The organism is Pseudomonas cichorii (assembly GCF_018343775.1).
Taxonomy (GTDB): Bacteria; Pseudomonadota; Gammaproteobacteria; order Pseudomonadales; family Pseudomonadaceae; genus Aquipseudomonas; species Aquipseudomonas cichorii.
Map to the genome: position 1 here is coordinate 46560 of NZ_CP074349.1, position 18324 is coordinate 64883.

Annotated in this window: 18 protein-coding genes; 5 read left to right on the forward strand and 13 right to left on the reverse strand. The window is 58.4% G+C overall.

The window, feature by feature from the left end:
* Positions 1-16 precede the first annotated feature (16 nt).
* Positions 17-2164: a catalase HPII gene (gene katE, locus KGD89_RS00220; RefSeq protein WP_025257815.1), complete on the reverse strand. Its 2148-nt coding sequence runs from the start codon at positions 2162-2164 to the stop codon at positions 17-19.
* A gap of 311 nt (positions 2165-2475) precedes the next feature.
* On the opposite strand from katE, the gene KGD89_RS00225 reads away from it, so the two are divergent.
* From KGD89_RS00225 to KGD89_RS00235, 3 genes are read left to right on the forward strand one after another with little or no spacing between them, the layout of a single operon-like run.
* Positions 2476-3483 (forward strand): methionine ABC transporter ATP-binding protein, encoded by a 1008-nt coding sequence (locus KGD89_RS00225; RefSeq protein WP_025257816.1) that lies wholly within the window; start codon positions 2476-2478, stop codon positions 3481-3483.
* Entirely contained in the window at positions 3483-4157 is a 675-nt protein-coding gene (locus tag KGD89_RS00230; RefSeq protein ID WP_025257817.1) for a methionine ABC transporter permease, read from the forward strand. The genes KGD89_RS00225 and KGD89_RS00230 overlap by 1 nt, the downstream gene beginning before the upstream one ends.
* Positions 4158-4211: 54 nt before the next feature.
* Complete coding sequence (locus KGD89_RS00235; protein ID WP_025257818.1) at positions 4212-4985, forward strand: MetQ/NlpA family ABC transporter substrate-binding protein; 774 nt, start codon at positions 4212-4214, stop codon at positions 4983-4985.
* A gap of 34 nt (positions 4986-5019) precedes the next feature.
* On the opposite strand, the gene KGD89_RS00240 is transcribed toward KGD89_RS00235, so the two are convergent.
* From KGD89_RS00240 to KGD89_RS00260, 5 genes are read right to left on the reverse strand one after another with little or no spacing between them, the layout of a single operon-like run.
* Positions 5020-5655 (reverse strand): SCO family protein, encoded by a 636-nt coding sequence (locus KGD89_RS00240; protein ID WP_025257819.1) that lies wholly within the window; start codon positions 5653-5655, stop codon positions 5020-5022.
* Complete coding sequence (cyoE, locus tag KGD89_RS00245) at positions 5652-6545, reverse strand: heme o synthase (RefSeq protein ID WP_025257820.1); 894 nt, start codon at positions 6543-6545, stop codon at positions 5652-5654. Before cyoE ends, KGD89_RS00240 begins: the two co-directional genes overlap by 4 nt.
* Positions 6542-7609 carry a COX15/CtaA family protein gene (locus tag KGD89_RS00250; RefSeq protein ID WP_025257821.1) on the reverse strand — a complete coding sequence of 356 codons (1068 nt, stop codon included), beginning with the start codon at positions 7607-7609 and terminating at the stop codon, positions 6542-6544. The genes cyoE and KGD89_RS00250 overlap by 4 nt, the downstream gene beginning before the upstream one ends.
* Positions 7610-7621: 12 nt before the next feature.
* The gene (locus tag KGD89_RS00255; RefSeq protein ID WP_025257822.1) at positions 7622-8191 is read right to left on the reverse strand and encodes a hypothetical protein; all 570 of its coding nucleotides are present in this window, start codon (positions 8189-8191) and stop codon (positions 7622-7624) included.
* Positions 8169-8903 carry an SURF1 family protein gene (locus KGD89_RS00260; RefSeq protein WP_025257823.1) on the reverse strand — a complete coding sequence of 245 codons (735 nt, stop codon included), beginning with the start codon at positions 8901-8903 and terminating at the stop codon, positions 8169-8171. Before KGD89_RS00260 ends, KGD89_RS00255 begins: the two co-directional genes overlap by 23 nt.
* Before the next feature lie 74 nt (positions 8904-8977).
* Between KGD89_RS00260 and KGD89_RS00265 the strand changes: the two genes are divergently transcribed.
* On the forward strand, positions 8978-9181 hold the full coding sequence (locus KGD89_RS00265) for a twin transmembrane helix small protein (protein ID WP_025257824.1): 204 nt from the start codon (positions 8978-8980) through the stop codon (positions 9179-9181).
* A 5-nt stretch (positions 9182-9186) separates the two neighbouring features.
* Here KGD89_RS00265 and KGD89_RS00270 read toward each other — a convergent pair whose 3' ends face one another.
* Genes KGD89_RS00270 through coxB form a run of 4 tightly spaced genes read right to left on the reverse strand, consistent with a single transcriptional unit; the run spans position 9187 to position 13384 of the window.
* Positions 9187-10077 (reverse strand): cytochrome c oxidase subunit 3, encoded by an 891-nt coding sequence (locus KGD89_RS00270; protein WP_025257825.1) that lies wholly within the window; start codon positions 10075-10077, stop codon positions 9187-9189.
* Between the two features lie 13 nt (positions 10078-10090).
* On the reverse strand, positions 10091-10648 hold the full coding sequence (locus KGD89_RS00275; RefSeq protein ID WP_025257826.1) for a cytochrome c oxidase assembly protein: 558 nt from the start codon (positions 10646-10648) through the stop codon (positions 10091-10093).
* An 8-nt stretch (positions 10649-10656) separates the two neighbouring features.
* The gene (ctaD, locus tag KGD89_RS00280) at positions 10657-12240 is read right to left on the reverse strand and encodes a cytochrome c oxidase subunit I (protein ID WP_025257827.1); all 1584 of its coding nucleotides are present in this window, start codon (positions 12238-12240) and stop codon (positions 10657-10659) included.
* A 19-nt stretch (positions 12241-12259) separates the two neighbouring features.
* Positions 12260-13384, reverse strand: coding sequence for a cytochrome c oxidase subunit II (gene coxB / locus KGD89_RS00285; protein WP_025257828.1), 1125 nt, complete (start codon positions 13382-13384; stop codon positions 12260-12262).
* A gap of 357 nt (positions 13385-13741) precedes the next feature.
* Here coxB and KGD89_RS00290 point away from each other — a divergent pair, with 357 nt between their 5' ends.
* Entirely contained in the window at positions 13742-14392 is a 651-nt protein-coding gene (locus tag KGD89_RS00290; RefSeq protein ID WP_025257829.1) for a hypothetical protein, read from the forward strand.
* A 95-nt stretch (positions 14393-14487) separates the two neighbouring features.
* On the opposite strand, the gene KGD89_RS00295 is transcribed toward KGD89_RS00290, so the two are convergent.
* From KGD89_RS00295 to KGD89_RS00305, 3 genes are all read right to left on the reverse strand, one after another.
* Positions 14488-16020 carry a SulP family inorganic anion transporter gene (locus tag KGD89_RS00295; RefSeq protein ID WP_025257830.1) on the reverse strand — a complete coding sequence of 511 codons (1533 nt, stop codon included), beginning with the start codon at positions 16018-16020 and terminating at the stop codon, positions 14488-14490.
* Between the two features lie 113 nt (positions 16021-16133).
* Positions 16134-16865, reverse strand: a complete 732-nt coding sequence (locus tag KGD89_RS00300) for a carbonic anhydrase (protein WP_025257831.1) — start codon at positions 16863-16865, stop codon at positions 16134-16136.
* A 191-nt stretch (positions 16866-17056) separates the two neighbouring features.
* Positions 17057-18115 carry a PA0069 family radical SAM protein gene (locus tag KGD89_RS00305; RefSeq protein ID WP_025257832.1) on the reverse strand — a complete coding sequence of 353 codons (1059 nt, stop codon included), beginning with the start codon at positions 18113-18115 and terminating at the stop codon, positions 17057-17059.
* Positions 18116-18324 lie beyond the last annotated feature (209 nt).

Sequence of the window (18324 nt, forward strand, 5' to 3'; positions counted from 1 at the left end):
AAAAACCCCTACGCAATCAGGCAGGTACAGCCTTGGCTTTCGGTTCTCTATCCCACACCCGATGCTGTGCGATCGCCTTGAAGAACGCATCGTATGAGCCGTCGGGCGTCACCAGCAGCCCGGCGTCCTGATCCAGATGCAGCAGATCCAGCAGCGCCTTGGCATCGCTGGCCAGCGCGATGGCCTTGAGGTGTTTGTAGGCTTCCAGCACGAAATGCAAGGCAACCCCGTCCGTGCTCAAGGCTTTTATCGAGTCCTTGCCGCCTGGGATGAATACGGCGTCGAACGCCACTGACGGCAGGCCTTCCATCGACGCATCCACCGGCAGACTCTTGCCGTTGGCGGTCACTACGGGGGCAGAAGTCGGCCCCAGCACTTTACCGTGGGCACCTTCGGCCTGCAGAGCCGCTTTCAAGGCCTCGACGGCTTTGCCGTCCACGCCATTGGCCACCAGGATTGCGACCTTGCGCGAAGCGATGTCGCCCGAGAGCAGGTTGGCCTGGCTCAATGCAGGCGACTGCTTGATCGACGAGTCTCTGACAGACACTGTTCCGGCTTTTGGCGCAGGCAGGCCCAGGTTCTGTGCAACGCGACCCGCCAGTTCCAGATCGATGTTGGCCAGAATCTCGTTCACTGTCCGTGCCCGGATATATTCACGTTCCACCTTGCCCAGCTCGAAACTGTAAGCCGAGATGATGTGTTCTTTCTCGTGCTTGCTCATGCTCCGGAAGAACAGCGTGGCCTGGGAGAAGTGATCGCCAAAGGACTCGCTGCGCTCGCGTATCTTGTGCGCATCGATGCGCTCCGGGTACGACTCGAAACCACCGTCCTCTGCTGCGACAGGGGTTTCCTTTGGCCAGCCACCATCAATGGAATTCGGCTCGTAGGACGTGCGGCCCTTGTGGATCGTCGTGCGATGTTGCGCATCGCGCTGCCCGTTATGGTTGGGCGCTACCGGCCGGTTGATCGGGATCTCGTGGAAGTTCGGCCCGCCCAGGCGACTGATCTGGGTGTCGGTGTAGGAGAACAGCCGGCCTTGCAGCAGCGGGTCATTGGAGAAGTCGATGCCTGGCACGATATGACCGGGGCAGAAGGCAACCTGCTCGGTTTCGGCAAAGAAGTTGTCCGGGTTGCGGTTGAGCACCATCTTGCCCAGTGGTGTTACCGGCACCAGCTCTTCGGGAATGATTTTGGTGGGGTCCAGCAGATCGAAGTCGAAGGCATGTTCATCTTCTTCGGCAACGATCTGTACGCCCAGCTCCCACTCGGGGTAGTCGCCCGTTTCAATGGATTCCCACAGGTCCCGGCGATGGAAGTCGGTGTCCTTGCCGGCCAGCTTCTGGGCTTCATCCCAGACCAGCGAGCAAACGCCGTATTTGGGTTTCCAGTGAAACTTCACGAAGGTCGATTTGCCTTCGGTATTGATCAGGCGAAAGGTGTGAACGCCGAAGCCCTGCATGGTGCGCAGGCTTTTCGGAATGGCGCGGTCGGACATGGTCCACAGCACCATGTGCGCCGACTCAGGAACCAGCGATACAAAATCCCAGAAGGTGTCGTGAGCAGAGCCTCCGGTGGGAATCTCGTTATGAGGTTCTGGCTTCACGGCATGCACGAAGTCCGGAAACTTGATGGCATCCTGAATGAAAAACACCGGCATGTTGTTGCCAACCAGGTCGAAATTGCCTTCATCGGTGTAGAATTTGACCGCAAAACCGCGGACATCCCGCACCGTATCGCCCGATCCCCGTGGCCCTTGCACGGTGGAGAAGCGTACGAATACCGGGGTTTTCTTGCCTGGATCGCGAAGAAAGCCGGCCTTGCTCAGGGTGGCGTGATCGTCATAGCTCTGGAAATAACCATGCGCCGCAGTACCCCGCGCATGAACGATCCGCTCCGGAATACGCTCATGGTCAAAGTGAGTGATTTTCTCGCGCATGATGAAGTCTTCGAGCAACGAAGGACCCCGGCTACCGGCCTTGAGCGTGTTCTGGTTGTCGGCGATTCTGACGCCCTGATTGGTGCGCAGCGCCTGTTTCGTGGCATCGGAGCGGAACGGTTCGAGGCTATCCAGTTTCTCGTTGGTGTTGCCACGATCAAGGGTGTCGGTTCCTGCCAGTTCGCTTTTGGGTGCATTGCTTACAGGCGGCTTTTTCGGGCTAGACATCGGGTGCGTCTCCTCATTCCCTGGCCCTGACTTCATGTCGGGCTCTTTGATCCAGTTCCCTTGGCAAGCCACGGGAATCACGGTGTTAAAGGAGTGACCTGTCTGGCAAAGTGCCGTTCAGTAAATTTTCCGGTAAGTGGCACCACCGGTCGCGTTATGCCAATTGAGCATGTTTGCTGGCAAATAAATGCTAAGCAGTGCTTTGCGGAAAGGCTAAAATGCGCGCCCGGCTTACCCCGCCGAGGTAACGAAGCAAGTGACTGTCTTGTCACTGCGCTGATTTTTTAACGCGCCCCCACAAGGTTCGCTCCGTGATCGAGTTTCATAACGTCCATAAAACCTATCGGGTTGCAGGCAAGGATATTCCGGCCCTGCATCCCACCAGCCTGCGTGTCGAAGATGGCCAGGTATACGGCCTGATCGGCCATTCCGGCGCTGGCAAAAGTACTTTGCTGCGCCTGATCAACCGCCTTGAAACCCCGAGTGGCGGGCAAATAGTGGTCGACGGCGAAGATGTCACGGCACTGGACGCCAACGGCCTTCGGCGTTTCCGTCAGCAGGTCGGGATGATTTTCCAGCACTTCAACCTGCTGTCCTCCAAGACCGTTGCCGACAACGTGGCCATGCCGCTGACACTGGCGGGCAATATGTCCCGCGACCAGATCGATCAGCGAGTGGCCGAGCTGCTGGAGCGTGTCGGTCTGTCCGACCATGCCCGCAAGTACCCGGCGCAACTGTCCGGCGGCCAGAAGCAGCGCGTCGGCATTGCCCGCGCCCTGGCGACCAAGCCCAAGATCCTGCTGTGCGATGAAGCCACCAGCGCTCTGGACCCGCAGACCACTGCATCGGTGCTGCAGTTGCTGGCCGAGATCAATCGCGAGTTGAAACTGACCATCGTGCTCATCACCCATGAAATGGACGTGATCCGCCGTGTCTGCGATCAGGTGGCCGTGATGGACGCCGGTGTGATTGTCGAGCAGGGCAATGTGGCCGATGTGTTTCTGCACCCGCAGCATCCGACCACCAAGCGCTTCGTCCAGGAAGATGAGCAGGTCGACGAGAACGAGCAGCGTGACGACTTTGCCCATGTGCAGGGCCGCATCGTGCGCCTGACCTTCCAGGGCGATGCCACTTACGCGCCGCTGCTGGGTACCGTCGCCCGGGAAACCGGTGTGGACTACAGCATCCTGGCGGGCCGTATCGACCGCATCAAGGACACACCATACGGGCAACTGACGCTGGCCATTACCGGCGGCGACATGGAAGCCGCCTTCGCCCGCTTCACCGCCGCTGACGTTCATATGGAGGTGCTGCGCTGATGGACGCTTTCCTGAATCTGTTTTCCAACGTCGACTGGTATGAAATCTGGGTCGCCACGGGCGATACCCTGATCATGCTCAGTGTCTCGCTGGGTTTCACCATCCTGCTGGGCCTGCCTCTGGGCGTGTTGATGTTCCTGACCTCGCCTCGCCAGTTGCTGGAACACAAGCAGCTGTATGCGACGGTCGGGTTGATCGTCAACATGCTGCGCGCCCTGCCCTTCATCATCCTGCTGATCGTGATGATGCCGCTGACCGAGATCATCACCGGCACGTCGCTGGGCATTCTCGGTACGTTGCCACCGCTGATTGCCGGTGCCACGCCATTCTTCGCCCGCCTGGTGGAAACCGCCTTGCGTGAAGTGGACAAAGGCATCATCGAAGCGACCCAGGCCATGGGCGCCACGACCCGGCAGATCATCCTCAAGGCGCTGTTGCCCGAGGCACGTCCCGGCATTCTGGCTGCCATTACCGTGACGGCCATTGCGCTGGTGTCCTTCACTGCCATGGCGGGTGCCGTGGGGGCTGGCGGGCTGGGTGATCTGGCAATCCGCTATGGTTATCAGCGTTTCCAGAACGACGTGATGTTCGTGACGGTCGTATTGTTGCTGGTGTTGGTGCAGATTCTGCAAACCGTCGGCGACAAGCTGGTCGCGCACTTCACCCACCGTTAACCGAATTTGTTGGTTGGGCCTGCTTGGTGCGGGCCTCATAAAAGGAGCTGTTGCATGAAAAAACTATTGGCCGTATTTGCCGCCGTTACAGCATTGTCTGCGCAGGCCAATGAAACCCTGAGCATCGCCGCGACTGCTGTGCCGCAGGCCGAGATTCTGGAGTTCATCAAGCCAACACTGGCCAAGGAAGGCGTGGACCTGAAAATCAAGGTCTTCACCGACTACATCCAGCCGAACGTACAGGTTGCCGAAAAGCGTCTGGACGCCAACTTCTTCCAGCACCAGCCGTACCTGGATGAGTTCAACAAGGGTAAAGGTACCGATCTGGTTACCGTTGCCAAGGTTCACGTAGAGCCGTTCGGCGCTTACTCGGACAAGTTCAAGAAACTGGAAGACCTGCCAAACGGCGCAACCGTCGCGCTGCCAAACGATGCCACCAACGAAGGCCGTGCTTTCCTGTTGCTGGCCAAGGCCGGTCTGATCACCCTCAAGGACCCGACCAGCATCCTGGCTACGCCTAAGGACGTTGCGAGCAACCCGAAGAACCTGAAGTTCCGTGAGCTGGAAGCTGCAACCCTGCCGCGCGTGCTGACCCAGGTCGATCTGGCGCTGATCAACACCAACTACGCGCTGGGCGCCAAGCTCGATCCAACCAAGGATGCGCTGGTGATCGAAGGTGCTGAATCGCCTTACGCCAACATTCTGGTTGCTCGCCCGGACAACAAGGATTCGGACGCCATCAAGAAACTGGCTGCTGCGCTGAACACCCCGGAAGTGAAAGCGTTCCTCGTCGAGAAGTACAAAGGCGCTGTGGTTCCAGCGTTCTGAAACCGGAACCCTGTAGGAGCGAATTCATTCGCTCCTACTGGTTTCTTTGCAACAACCCTGGCAATTGCACTACCAGCTTCTGGCTGCTCAACGGTGCACGAATGAACCCGCGCTGCGTGCCGTCCGGCCCCAGCAATGCCAGGTTCCCGCTGTGGTCAACGGTGTAGTTCGCCTTACTGGTATCGGCAGGGATGAACGGAATGCTCACCGCATTGGCCAGCTTCTGAAGGTCTGCCACCGAAGCGGTCAGGCCGATGAATTCCTTGTCGAAATAACCCAGGTATTGCTTGAGCTGCTGCGGTGTGTCGCGATTCGGGTCGACGCTGATCAGCACCACGCGCAAGTTGCCGACCACGTCCTTGGGTAGCTCGCTCTTGATCTGGCGGATCTGTGCCAGCGTGGTCGGGCAGATGTCCGGGCAGAAGGTGTAGCCGAAGAACAGCAGCGTCCATTTGTCCTTCAACTGATTGATGACAACGGGCTCACCGTTCTGGTCGATCATCTTCAGGTCAGGCAGGTTACGGCTCTGCGGCAACAGGATGATGCCCGCATCGATCAGGGCTGTCTGATCGCCCGCTCCTTTGCCCGACAGCACGCGGTTGAAGGTCAGGCCCAGGATCAAGGCCACGATGGCGACAAGGATGAATACGGTTTTCTGGGTTCGAGTCATGGTTTCAACAGTAGGTAGTGATCTGCGAGCAGGGCAACGAACAGCAGGAACAAGTAATGGATAGAGTACTTGAAGGTGCAGATTGCCGCGTGCGGTCGAGTGCCACGGTACAGCACACGGCTCCAGTGCAGGAAGCGCAAACCCAGCAGTGATGCACAAATCAGATACGCCAGGCCGCTCATGTGAATCGCATAAGGCAGCAGACTGACCGCGAACAGGATGCAGGTGTACAGCACGATATGCACTTTGGTGTAGTGCTCGCCATGGGTGATCGGCAGCATCGGGATACTCGCCTTGGCATATTCGGCCTTGCGATGGATGGCCAGCGCCCAGAAGTGTGGCGGGGTCCAGGCGAAGATGATCAGCACCAGCAACAGGGGTTCGGCGGTAACTTGCCCGGTAACCGCCACCCAGCCCAGCAAGGGCGGCGAAGCGCCGGCCAGCCCTCCGATGACAATGTTCTGTGGTGTGGCACGTTTCAGAAAGCCGGTGTAGATCACGGCGTAGCCCATCAGCGACGCCAGGGTCAGCCAGGCGGTCAGCGGATTGGTGAACGCCAGCAGCAGAAACTGCCCGGTCAGCGTCAGCAGCAAGGCCAGAATCAGGGCGTGTTCCGGCGCTATTCGCCCCTGGGCAATCGGTCGTTTTTGAGTGCGGGCCATCAGCGCATCGATATGTCGGTCCACCACATGGTTGATAACGGCGGCACTCCCCGCACACAGCCCGATGCCCAGATTGCCGAACACCAGAATCGTCCATGGCACGCTGTTGTGGCTGGACAGCAGCATGCCGACCAGGGAAGTCATCAACATTAGCGCCACGACTTTGGGTTTGGTCAGCTCCAGGTAATCACGCCATAGCGCCTGACGTTCCTGACTCAATACGCTCATGGCAGTGTGTCCTTTTTCACAGGCAGCACATTGGCCCATGAGGCCGCCAGGCATGCTCGATCAGGGTTGCGGCGTTTGCTGCTGAAGGCAGCTCGTGTACGAAAACTGATCAGTGTCAGGGTCAGCATCAAACCCGCGCCTCCCGCGTTGTGAGCCATCGCAACAGGCAGGTGCAGACTCAGCAGCACATTGCCGAACCCCAGGCCGATCTGTATGCCGAGGGCCAGTGCCAGCAGTATTGCCAACCCCTTGAGGCCGGCGCGCTTGAGCTGCCAGGCCAGGGTCAGCAGTACGCAGGCCACCAGCAGTGCGCCGAGTCGGTGTGTCAGATGAATCGCAGTGCGCGCTTCGTTGTCGAGTTTGCCGCCTAGATAATCGGGGCCGATGTGCTGGGTCAGGTGGAAACCATTGGCGAAGTCCGTTTCCGGCCACCATTGCCCTTGGCAGGTGGGCAGGTCGGTGCAGGCCAGCGCTGCATAATTGGCACTGACCCAGCCGCCCAGGGCGATCTGTAGCGTGACCAGCACCAGCCCCAGCGCCGCCAGGCGTTTCAGGCGCTGGGGCAAGTGTGGTAATGGCGCGAAGGCGCCACTCAGGCGCAGGGTCAGCAGAAACAGCAGACTCAAGGTGGCCACGCCTCCCAGCAGATGCGCCGTGACCACTTGCGGCCAGAGTTTGAGGGTTACGGTCCACATGCCGAAAGCCGCCTGAACGAAGACCACTGCCACCAGCAGCAAAGGCAGTTTCAACGGTTGCCCGGCCAGATGGCGACGCTGCCAGGCTTTTATGGCCAGCCACAGAATCGTCAGGGTCAGCCCGCCCGCGAAATAGCGATGCGTCATCTCGCTCCAGCCTTTTCCTGCATGCACCGGAGCGTCTGGAAAGTGCAGTTGCGCATGAGCCAGTTGCCGCTCAGTGGCGGGCACGCCGATGAATCCGTAACAGCCCGGCCAGTCAGGACAACCCAGGCCGGCATGGGTGAGCCGTGTATAAGCACCGAGTAGCACCACGAACAACGCCAGCAGCGTGGCAAGCAAGGCGATACGAAATCCGGGTCGGGCCATGACGACCTCCCTTTATCCGATGTTCGACAGTTTCAGGAGTTGGCGCAGGTCGATCAGCAGGTCCTTGCCGTTGACTCTGGGGTCATAGCGCAGCACAAGGTTGCCGTGGGGATCGACGATCCACAGTTGCGGTGCATTGTCGGGCGCCAGCTTCCGGTAGCGGACAACATCCAGCGGATAACGCTGCAGTTGTGGATAGTCCTGGTGAAGCGTCTCGGCATAGTCGTCACTGAGCGGTGCATTCGTGGCCAGGGCATGGCTGGCCCGTGTGGCATCGCGACCCAGACCGATCTGGACCTGCCGCGCCAGATACACCAGTTGCTGGCAGTCGGCATTGCACTGCCCCGGCGCGCTGACCAGCAATTGCCAGCGCTGCTCATCGGCCTGGACTCCCAGGTCGGCGCGGCTCTGGCCGTTGCCGATCAACTGGCCGTGATAACTGCGACTGTCCGGCACCCAGAAGTTGAAGCGGTACATGCAGGTGGCCAGGATCATTGGCCCGACAGCGATCAGCACCAACACCAGCAGTTGCAGACGCCCTTGTCGTCGCTTACGAAACTCAGATACGCCGACGGTGTTCATTATTCTTCTCCCGGCTGTTTCTGTTGCGCCAACCCCAATACACACCCAGACCGAACAGTGCCGTGGCCAGGGCGAACCACTGCACGGCATAGCCCACATGTTTTTGCGGATCGATTGCCACGACCGGCCAGTCAACGCGATACGCGGCACTGCCCGGCTCAAGTCGCAGTTCGTGTGGATAGCCCTGGCGATCCAGCGCTGCCCAGAGCGTGCCGGGCATGACGGCGGTCACCAGTTTCGGCCACGAATCGTTCAGCGCATCGGCTTGCAGGTGAAAGCTTTCGCCCAGAGGGACATGGACCCAGGCAGTCAGATCCTGCGGCTGGCTTGGGGTCGTGAATGCTGGCGGCGTACGCCGGTCCGGCCAGGGCAGCCAGCCGCGATTTATCCACAGCCATAACCCGCTGGGTTGGTCCTGGAAGGGCTGGAGCAATTCGACACCGGCCTTGCCGTCACGGGTGCTGTTATCGAGCAGCAGGCTGTGGGCTGCATCGAATCGTCCCTGCAATTGCACGCGCCTGTAGGCGGGGTCTTCGATATCCAGCAGTCGGACGATATCGATGGGTTCGGCCGCCTGGCGTTCGGCGTGATGAGCGAGAATTACGCGCTTCTCTTCGGCCCGGTTCAATTGCCAGAAACCGAGCATGAGCAGCAGTGGCAGCGCTGCCAGCATCAGCAGCACAGGCCCCGAACGCCGGATGAAGCGGTTCATCCCGTCGCCCGTTCCGGCATCAGGGCCGTGCCTATACTCCATTGCATCATGGCGATTGCTCCTGGAGTTTTCTCATGCTCAAAGCAGCGATTGTTCTTATGTTGGCGGCCACCATCACCTGCCTGTTCAGTGGCCTGTTCTTTCTGATCAAGGACGACAACCAGTCGACCCGGCTGCTCAAGGTCCTGGCCCTGCGGGTCATCCTCGCCGCCCTCACCCTGGCGCTGATTACCTGGGGTTTCTACAGCGGTCAGTTGGTGTCACATGTGAACTGGTAACGGCCTCACAAGACATACACAAAGGTGAACAGGCCGACCCACACCACATCCACGAAGTGCCAGTACCAGCTCGCGGCCTCGAAACCGAACTGATGCTCGGCATCGAAATGCCCGCGCAGAATCCGCATCAACATCACAAACAGAATGATCGTGCCGATGGTGACGTGGGCGCCGTGAAACCCGGTCAGCATGAAAAAGGTCGCGCCATAGATCCCGGAGCCCAGGGTCAGGCCAAGCTCTTGATAGGCATGGACGTACTCTTCAGCCTGCAGGATCAGAAAACTGCAGCCCAGCAGCACGGTGACGGCCAGCCAGCCTTTGAGCGCGCCGCGATGGGCTTTTTTCAAGGCGTGGTGGGCAAAGGTAATGGTCACGCTGGAGCTGACCAGCAAAATGGTATTGATCAGCGGCAAATGCCACGGATCGATGACGCCCTTGGGTGGCGGGAACAGTTTCGGATCGGGGTTTTCCTGCAGCGGCCACTGGAACTGAAAGTTCGGCCACAGCATGTTCGAGATGCCGTTGGAGCCCTCGCCACCCAGCCACGGGCCGGTCCAGACCCGCACGTAAAGCAGCACGCCGAAAAAGGCCATGAAAAACATCACTTCGGAAAAGATGAACCAGACCATGCCCCAGCGAAACGAGCGGTCCATCTGCGCGCTGTACATCCCGGCCCGTGCTTCCTTGACGACCGCACCGAACCAGCCAGCCATCATGTAGGCCACCAGAAGACCGCCCACGAAAAAGATCAGCGGTCCGTTGGATTCCGGCCGTCCAGCCTTCAGGTCATTGAACCAGGTGCCCAGGCCGAACATCGTGACCAGCAGGGCCAGCGTGGCAATGATGGGCCATTTGCTTTGCGCCGGAACGTAATAATGCTCATGGGGCGTAGCCATTTGAGCGTCTCCTTCAGCCACCGTTTTTCACGACAGGCAGAACGGGGGGCTGGCGTGCAGTGATATCGAACAGTGTGTAGGCCAGAGTCAGGTGTTTCACGTCTTTGGGCAGGTCGCGATCAACAATGAAGCGCACCGGCATTTCGATCCGCTCTCCCGGTTGCAGCATTTGCTGGGTAAAACAGAAGCATTCGGTCTTGTGGAAGTAAGCCGCCGCCTGACCGGGGGAAATACTGGGCACGGCCTGCGCCGTCATCGCTTTGTCGGTGGGGTTCTGTGCCACGAAAATCATCTCGTTGACCGCGCCTGGGTGAACCTCGATCTCTTCGGTCCGCGGATGAAACGCCCAGACCATGTCCACCGCATTGGTCGAGATGAACTGCACACGCACCAGCCGCTGCTGATCGATCACCTGCGAGCCCTGATACTGGCCACCGGTCTTGCCATTGATGCCAAATGCCCTGCACATCACGTCATACAGGGGCACCAGCGCGAAACCAAAGGCAAACATCACCACCACTATCAGCAGCAGGCGAGCGACGAGGCCTTTGATCGAATGCACGTTGCTCATGGCAGTACTCACTTCACTTCGGGCGGTGTGCTGAAGGTGTGATAAGGCGCGGGCGAAGGCAGTGTCCACTCCAGCCCGTCAGCGCCATCCCAGGGCTTGGCTGGCGCAGGCGGGCCGCCGCGAATGGTCTTGATCACGATGAACAGGAAGAACAGTTGTGTCGCACCAAAGGTGAAAGCCCCGATGGACGACACCATGTTGAAGTCCGCGAATTGCAGGTTGTAGTCCGGGATGCGGCGTGGCATGCCCGCCAGGCCAAGAAAGTGCATCGGGAAGAACGCCAGGTTCATGCCGATGAATGACAGCCAGAAATGCAGTTTGCCCAGGGTTTCGTCATACATGTGCCCGGTCCACTTGGGCAGCCAGTAATAGGCCGAGGCGAAAATGCCGAAGATCGCCCCGGGCACCAGTACATAGTGGAAGTGCGCCACCACGAAGTAGGTGTCCTGATACTGGAAGTCGGCGGGCGCGATGGACAGCATCAGCCCCGAAAACCCGCCAATGGAAAACAGGATCACGAACGCCACGGCGAACAGCATGGGCGTCTCGAACGTCAACGAACCCTGCCACATGGTACTGACCCAGTTGAACACCTTGACCCCCGTCGGTACGGCGATAAGCATCGTTGCGTACATGAAGAACAGTTCGCCCACCAGAGGAATGCCCACCACGAACATGTGGTGCGCCCACACGATGAACGACAGAAAGGCGATGCTCGCCACGGCGTAGACCATTGAGGTATAGCCGAATAACGGCTTGCGCGAGAACGCGGGAATGATCGAGCTGACCGCCCCGAAGGCCGGCAGGATCATGATGTACACCTCGGGATGACCGAAAAACCAGAACACATGTTGGAACAGCAACGGATCACCGCCGCCTGCAGCATTGAAGAAGCTGGTCCCGAAATGGATATCCATCAGCATCATGGTCACGCAGCCGGCCAGCACCGGCATGACCGCGATCAGCAGAAACGCCGTGATCAGCCAGGTCCAGACGAACAGCGGCATCTTCATCAGGGTCATGCCCGGTGCCCGCAGATTGAGGATGGTTGCGACGACATTGATCGCGCCCATGATTGAGCTAATGCCCATCATATGGATAGCAAGTATGAAAAATGTCACGCTTTCGGGTGCATAGGTCGTCGAAAGAGGCGCGTAGAAGGTCCAGCCAAAGTTGGGGCCGCCGCCCGGATGAAAGAGTGTTGAAACCAGGAGCAGGAAGGCAGCAGGCAGCAGCCAGAAGCTGAAGTTGTTCAGGCGCGGCAAGGCCATGTCCGGCGCGCCGATCATCAGCGGAATCATCCAGTTGGCCAGGCCGACAAAGGCCGGCATCACGGCCCCGAAGACCATGATCAGGCCATGCATGGTGGTCATCTGATTGAAAAAGGCCGGCTCGACGATCTGCAGGCCCGGCTGGAACAGTTCGGCGCGAATCACCATGGCGAACGAACCGCCCAGCAGGAACATCGTGAAACTGAACCACAGGTACATCGTGCCGATGTCCTTGTGATTGGTGGTCAGTACCCAGCGCATCAGGCCTTTGGCGGGACCATGCGCGTGGTCATGGCCATGGTCATCGATTACTGCACTCATGTTTCAGTCTCCTGCGCGCTCATTTCTGTGACTGCTTGAAGGCCAGCACATCCTTGGGGCTCAGCATGTCGCCCTTGTCGTTACCCCACGCATTGCGCTCGTAGGTCACGACCGCTGCGATATCCACTTCTGAAAGCTGTTTGCCGAAGGCTGCCATGGAGGTTCCGGGCTTGCCGTTGAACACGATGTTCAGATGCCCTTCGAGGGGACCGGTGGCGATCGGCGAACCCTTGAGCGCCGGGAACAGGGGCGGCATGCCCTGCCCTTCAGGCTGGTGACAGGCGGCACAGACGGTGTGATAGACCTTGTCGCCGTGGGCGATGAGTTCTTCCCGTGTCCAGTTCTTGTCGGTCAGTTCCTTGAGTCGGGCGCCTTCTTCCTTGCGCTCGGCCAGCCAGGCCTGGTAATCCGCCGTGGACTTGGCCTCTACCACGATGGGCATGAAGGCGTGGTCCTTGCCGCACAGTTCGGTGCATTGGCCGCGGTAGATGCCGGGCTTTTCGATGCGGGTCCAGGCTTCATTGACGAACCCTGGAATCGCGTCGCGCTTGACCGCAAAAGCAGGCACCCACCAGGAGTGGATCACGTCGGCCCCCGTCACCAGAAAGCGGATCTTCTCGCCAACCGGCAGCACCAGCGGCTGATCGACTTCCAGCAGGTAGTGTTCGCCCTTGGTATCGCGGTTCTGGATCTGGCCGGTGGAGGTCGCCAGGTTGCTGAAGAACTCCACATCCTGCCCCAGGTACTTGTAGTGCCACTTCCATTGATAGCCGGTGATCTGAATATCCACATCCGATTCGGTGGCGTCATACATGCTGATCAGGGTGCGGGTCGCCGGGATCGCCATGGCGACCAGAATCAGAAAGGGAACGAGGGTCCAGAGAATTTCGACGGTCGTGTTTTCGTGAAAGTGGGCGGCTTTCTGCCCGAGGGAGCGTCGATGCATGATCATCGACCAGAACATGGCGGCGAACACGACAAGACCGATCACGACACATATCCAGAAGATGGTCATGTGCAGATCGAACACCGCGTTGCTGACGACAGAGGCGCCAGGCGCCATATTCGTTGTCCAGGCTGCTTGCGCCTGGCCAAATATTTGCCACAACACGAGCCCCATCCAAACGTATGGACGTCGCTTCATCGCGGGGTCCCCCAGCTTGTTATCCGGCAGACGTTGTCTGCGGCCAAGGAGCGGCTTGCGAATTCACTGACATCATGCCCGGATGACCCAGGTCTACAGCGTTGCGGCCTTCAGCCAACTTCTCTCACAGCCGAGTATAGACATCGCCAGAGAGTGCGCAACGCGATGGGCGAACCATCCATATAGATGTATGGGGTTTTATTAAGATCGTAAGATAAAGGTCTAGAAAGAGTCTTTTAATAACGAATACATATAAATGTTACTTAGTTATGAAAAATGCGTCTTAGGGAGGCAGCCAATCAGGCTAACGTATGACTTCCCTAATAACTACCTGGTTTTAAGCCCTCAGGAGCCTTCATGAACACCGCCGCATTGCGCGAGCAGATTCAGCGTGCACATCAACACGAAGCCGAAACAGGCCAATTGCTACAACAACTGGAACTCCAACTCCCCCACCTGCATCCCGCCATTGATCTTCCGGATGTCGACGCAAAAGGTGTACTGACGCGCTTTGTTTCTGCCTATATCGAGTTGGTACCGGACCTGCTGGACGCTGCTCACGAAGTTGCAGTTCAGGCGGGTATAGAAGGACAGATAGAGCCTGTCCTGAAAATTGCCGAGCAGTTTTTCGTTAGTCCGCCAGCCATCATGGCCGGTCATGAAGGGCTCGACAGTCTGTTGGATGAAGCGTATCTGGCACATCGCCTTGTAGAAGAGGTGAATGACCTCTACATCAAGCATTTCGGCCGACCATTGATCCCTTCAAACACGGTTGTTGCCAGTGTGATTGCCCACCAGTTGATCGGTGAAGAGTTCGCCAATCAGCTCGATGAAGCCGTACATCATGCAGTTGACCAGTTACTCGATGATGAGAGCTTTGCACTGGAATCGGTCGAAACCTACCGTGAGCGCCTTGATAGCCCCGACACTGAAGAAGCATGGAAACGCTGGCCGTGCCTGTCACGTCAACTGGGCATCGGCCTGGAGCTGGGTCGCCCCGAGGCCTGATGCAGTCGGTCGTTGTAATAATGTCTTTGCGAGCAAAGGAAGGAGAGTCGGCAGGCGCTCCGCTGCTTCGCGAAGACGCCCACCGCTGACGCGAGCTACCTGGCAGCAGCTCCGATACCGGTTGTCGTATAGATCCGACCTTCCAGACGACGCTTCAAGCCACGCGACTCGATAAGCAGTTTCGTCCCCTGAGCGGCATTGGTCCGCCCCCACTCTTCCAGCAATTCCAGGCAAGAGTGATCGATATAGGTCAGGTTGTTCAACGGCACGTGCACGGTGCTGCCTTGAGGGATGCTGCCCAGCACTTTGGTCAGTGCCGGAACCTTGAGGAAGGTAGCCGCACCCACCAGACGCAACTCCATTTCACCCTCATCCTCCAGTTGAACCAGGCTGATCTTCAGGCGCGAAGCCTTGAGTGCCAGCTTGGCCAGAGTCAGACCGAAACCAACCAGTACACCGGTCAGCAGGTCAGTGAGGATGATCGACGAAGCCGTGGCGGCATAGATGAACATCGGCGTGCGTCCATAACGGCCCAGACCGCGAAATGCCTTGAGATCCACCAGCTTGAGGCCCGTGTATACAAGCACACCCGCCAGACTTGCCACCGGAATGCTTTGCAGTACGCTCGACAGAATCAGTACGAAAGCCAGCAGCCAGAGGCCATGGAAAATCGTCGAGAGTCGGGTCGTCGCACCTGCCTGAACGTTTGCCGAGCTGCGCACGATAACGCCGGTCATTGGCAGCGCACCCACCAGGCCGCACAGCATGTTACCTATGCCTTGTGCACTCAATTCCTTGTCGAAGTCAGAGCGCGTGCCGTTGTGCATGCGGTCGACGGCAGCGGCCGAAAGCAGCGTTTCGGCACTGGCGATGAAGGCCAGGGCGATGGCAGCAATCAGGATCGCAGGATCGGCGAGGTTCATGAGGTCCGCAGGGCGTAGCCAGTCGATGGCGTCGGCCAGATTGTCAGGGACCTCCACGCGCTTGACCTCCAGCGCCATGATGAGGCTTATGCCTGTTGCAAGACCGACACCCAGCAGTGCTCCCGGAACGAAACGCAGTGATTGTGGACGGATTTTGTCCCAGGACCACATCACTAGCATGGTTCCCAGACCCAGCAGGCCTGCCTGCATGGCCGGTCCAGTCCCGATGGCCTGGACCAGAGTTGCAGGGAATGCCAACAGATTATCCAGCCCGGACGGTTTCGGGCCGCTATCAAACATCACATGCACTTGTGAAAGGACGATCAGCACACCGATGCCGGCCAGCATGCCATACACCACAGCCGGTGCCGTTACCCGGAACCAGCAGCCGAGCTTGAAGCGTCCGGCCAGTAGTTGAAGCAGGCCGGCCAGCAGAAGAATCGGGCCAAGCATGGCCATTCCATGCTCACGTACCAGCTCGAATACCAATACGGCCAGACCTGCGGCAGGGCCACTGACCTGCAAGGGCGACCCCGCGATCCAGCCGACGATCAGGCCACCGATGATGCCAGTAATCAATCCCTTGGCCGGAGGCATGCCTGAAGCAATTGCAATCCCCATGCACAGCGGCAGGGCAACCAGGAACACCACCACGGAAGCGAGGAGCTCCCGTGGTAAGACGGATTTCAGTTCTGTAGTACCCATGATGCTTCTCCGGGATCTCTTCAGACGTAACAAAGCCTGGCGGCGCGCATCCTGCGCAACCGCCATAGGCTCAAAGAGGGGGTTTACCGCCAGTCGTGAATCAAATCATGCGACTAGAAGCGTGGCTTCGGGGTAGCCATGGGTGTCGGACCCTCGCCATCGAGTGGCAGGAATGCATCCCGGTCCGCGTCGTAAGCCAGAATTTCACTGGTTTCGATGTTGTAGACCCAGCCGTGGATGAACAACTGACCGTTGGCCAGTTTGGATGCAACCGAAGGGTGGGTACGCAGGTGCTGAAGCTGAGCGATCACGTTTTCCTGAGTCAGGACGTGCATGGTTTCCTTTTCGCTGCCGCAACTGCAATTGTTCTCGACAACCGTACGGGCAACCTCTGCATGACGCAGCCAGGCTTTGACCGTAGGCATTTTATCGAGGCTCTGTGGGTTGAGTACGGCACGCATTGCGCCGCAATCGGAGTGCCCGCAGATGATGATGTGTTGCACGCCCAGGGCTGAAACCGCGTACTCGAGGGCTGTTGAAACACCGCCGTTCATCTGGCCATAAGGCGGAACGACGTTACCGACGTTACGGGTGACGAAAAGATCGCCTGGAGAGCTCTGGGTAATGAGTTCAGGCACGATGCGCGAGTCTGCGCAGGTGATGAACATGGCGCGAGGCGATTGTGCCGTGGCCAGTTTCTTGAACAACTCTTCCTGCTGTGGGAAGACCTCATGACGAAAGTGCACGAAGCCACTCACGATTTGCTGCAGCGCTACCTCAGCACTATTCAATGCAGGCTGCTCACTGGCTGAGGTAGCCGACTGCTGTTTATCCATGTCTCTCATGTCTTCATCCCCTGACGGATTGATGTGGATTATTCATGCTTTCTCTAACCGGAATCGGACCTTAGCCCTTTTGTCTGGCATAGCGAACAAGTCCATTGAACGCTATCGCGGGCATCACTCCGATTTACAGATTAGCGACTCAAGCTTAAGTGAAACTGAATGCGACAGCTCTAGAACGCCATTTCCTGCATTTAAAGGAGTGACATCTGCCCACCCGGTGGGCAAAAAGCGTTGCAGTCCAGATGAAAACTCTCACGACGATTGAGGCCTAAACGTGCAGTTGCTATCGCGTAACGCCTTGCCAGGAGATCGGCAAAAGGCCCTTCGCCCCGCATGCGTGACCCGAACTCGCTGTTATAGACCTCACCGCCTCGGCTTTGACGTATCAGACTCATCACATGTTCCGCACGTTGCGGATAATGTGTCTTGAGCCATTCATCGAACAGTGGCGCCACCTCCAGGGGCAGGCGCAGCATTACATAGCTCGCACTTTGTGCACCGGCCGCCTTGGCCTCACTGAGCAGGGCTTCAAGCTCGCTGTCGTTGATCATTGGAATCATCGGCGCGCACAACACACCTACCGGTACGCCCGCCTGGCGCAATACCCGAATGGCTCGCAAACGAGCCTTGGGTGCAGCAGCCCTGGGCTCAAGAATGCATTTGAGTTCGTCATCCAGCGTAGTCAGGCTGATGAATACCGACACCAGATTCAGTTTTGCCATTTCGGCCAGCAAATCGAGGTCGCGCAGAATCAGCGAGCCTTTAGTGATGATGGACACGGGATGGCGATAGCGCAGCAAAACCTCAAGGGTCGCGCGGGTGATCCGGTGTTCGCGCTCGATAGGCTGATACGGATCGGTATTGGCGCCCAGCGTGATTGGCGCGCAACGGTAGCCGGGTTTGGAAAGCTGCTGCTCCAGCAAGGCTGCTGCATTGGTCTTGGCGATCAGCCTGGTCTCGAAATCCAGCCCTGGCGACATGTCCCAATAGGCATGGCTGGGTCTTGCGAAGCAATAGATGCAGCCGTGCTCACACCCGCGATAAGGGTTGATGGAGCGATCGAAGGGAATGTCCGGCGACGTGTTGCGGGTAATGATGGTCTTGGCCGTTTCGTTGATGACCTGAGTACCCTGAGTCAGCGGAACCTCCTGATACCAGCCATCGTCCTCGGCGACGGACCGGCTGGGAGCAAAGCGATTGTGCGGGTTGGTGGCGGTACCGCGGCCGCGAATCGGGGGTGTGCTGACCATGAGGAATGACTCGAATACTGTTTATGCATACAGTACATCAAAATTCACATCGCCCAGGAAAAAATGCTTCCCACCTGACCGGTGGTTCTGCCTGCCGAGAAACGCTTCTTAAAGCGTTGTAACAATAAGCCGGTTCCACTGAACATCGTATTAATTTATTAATTGTCGCCAGCCACACTCATGGATGAGTACTTGGGCCGTTCCTGTTA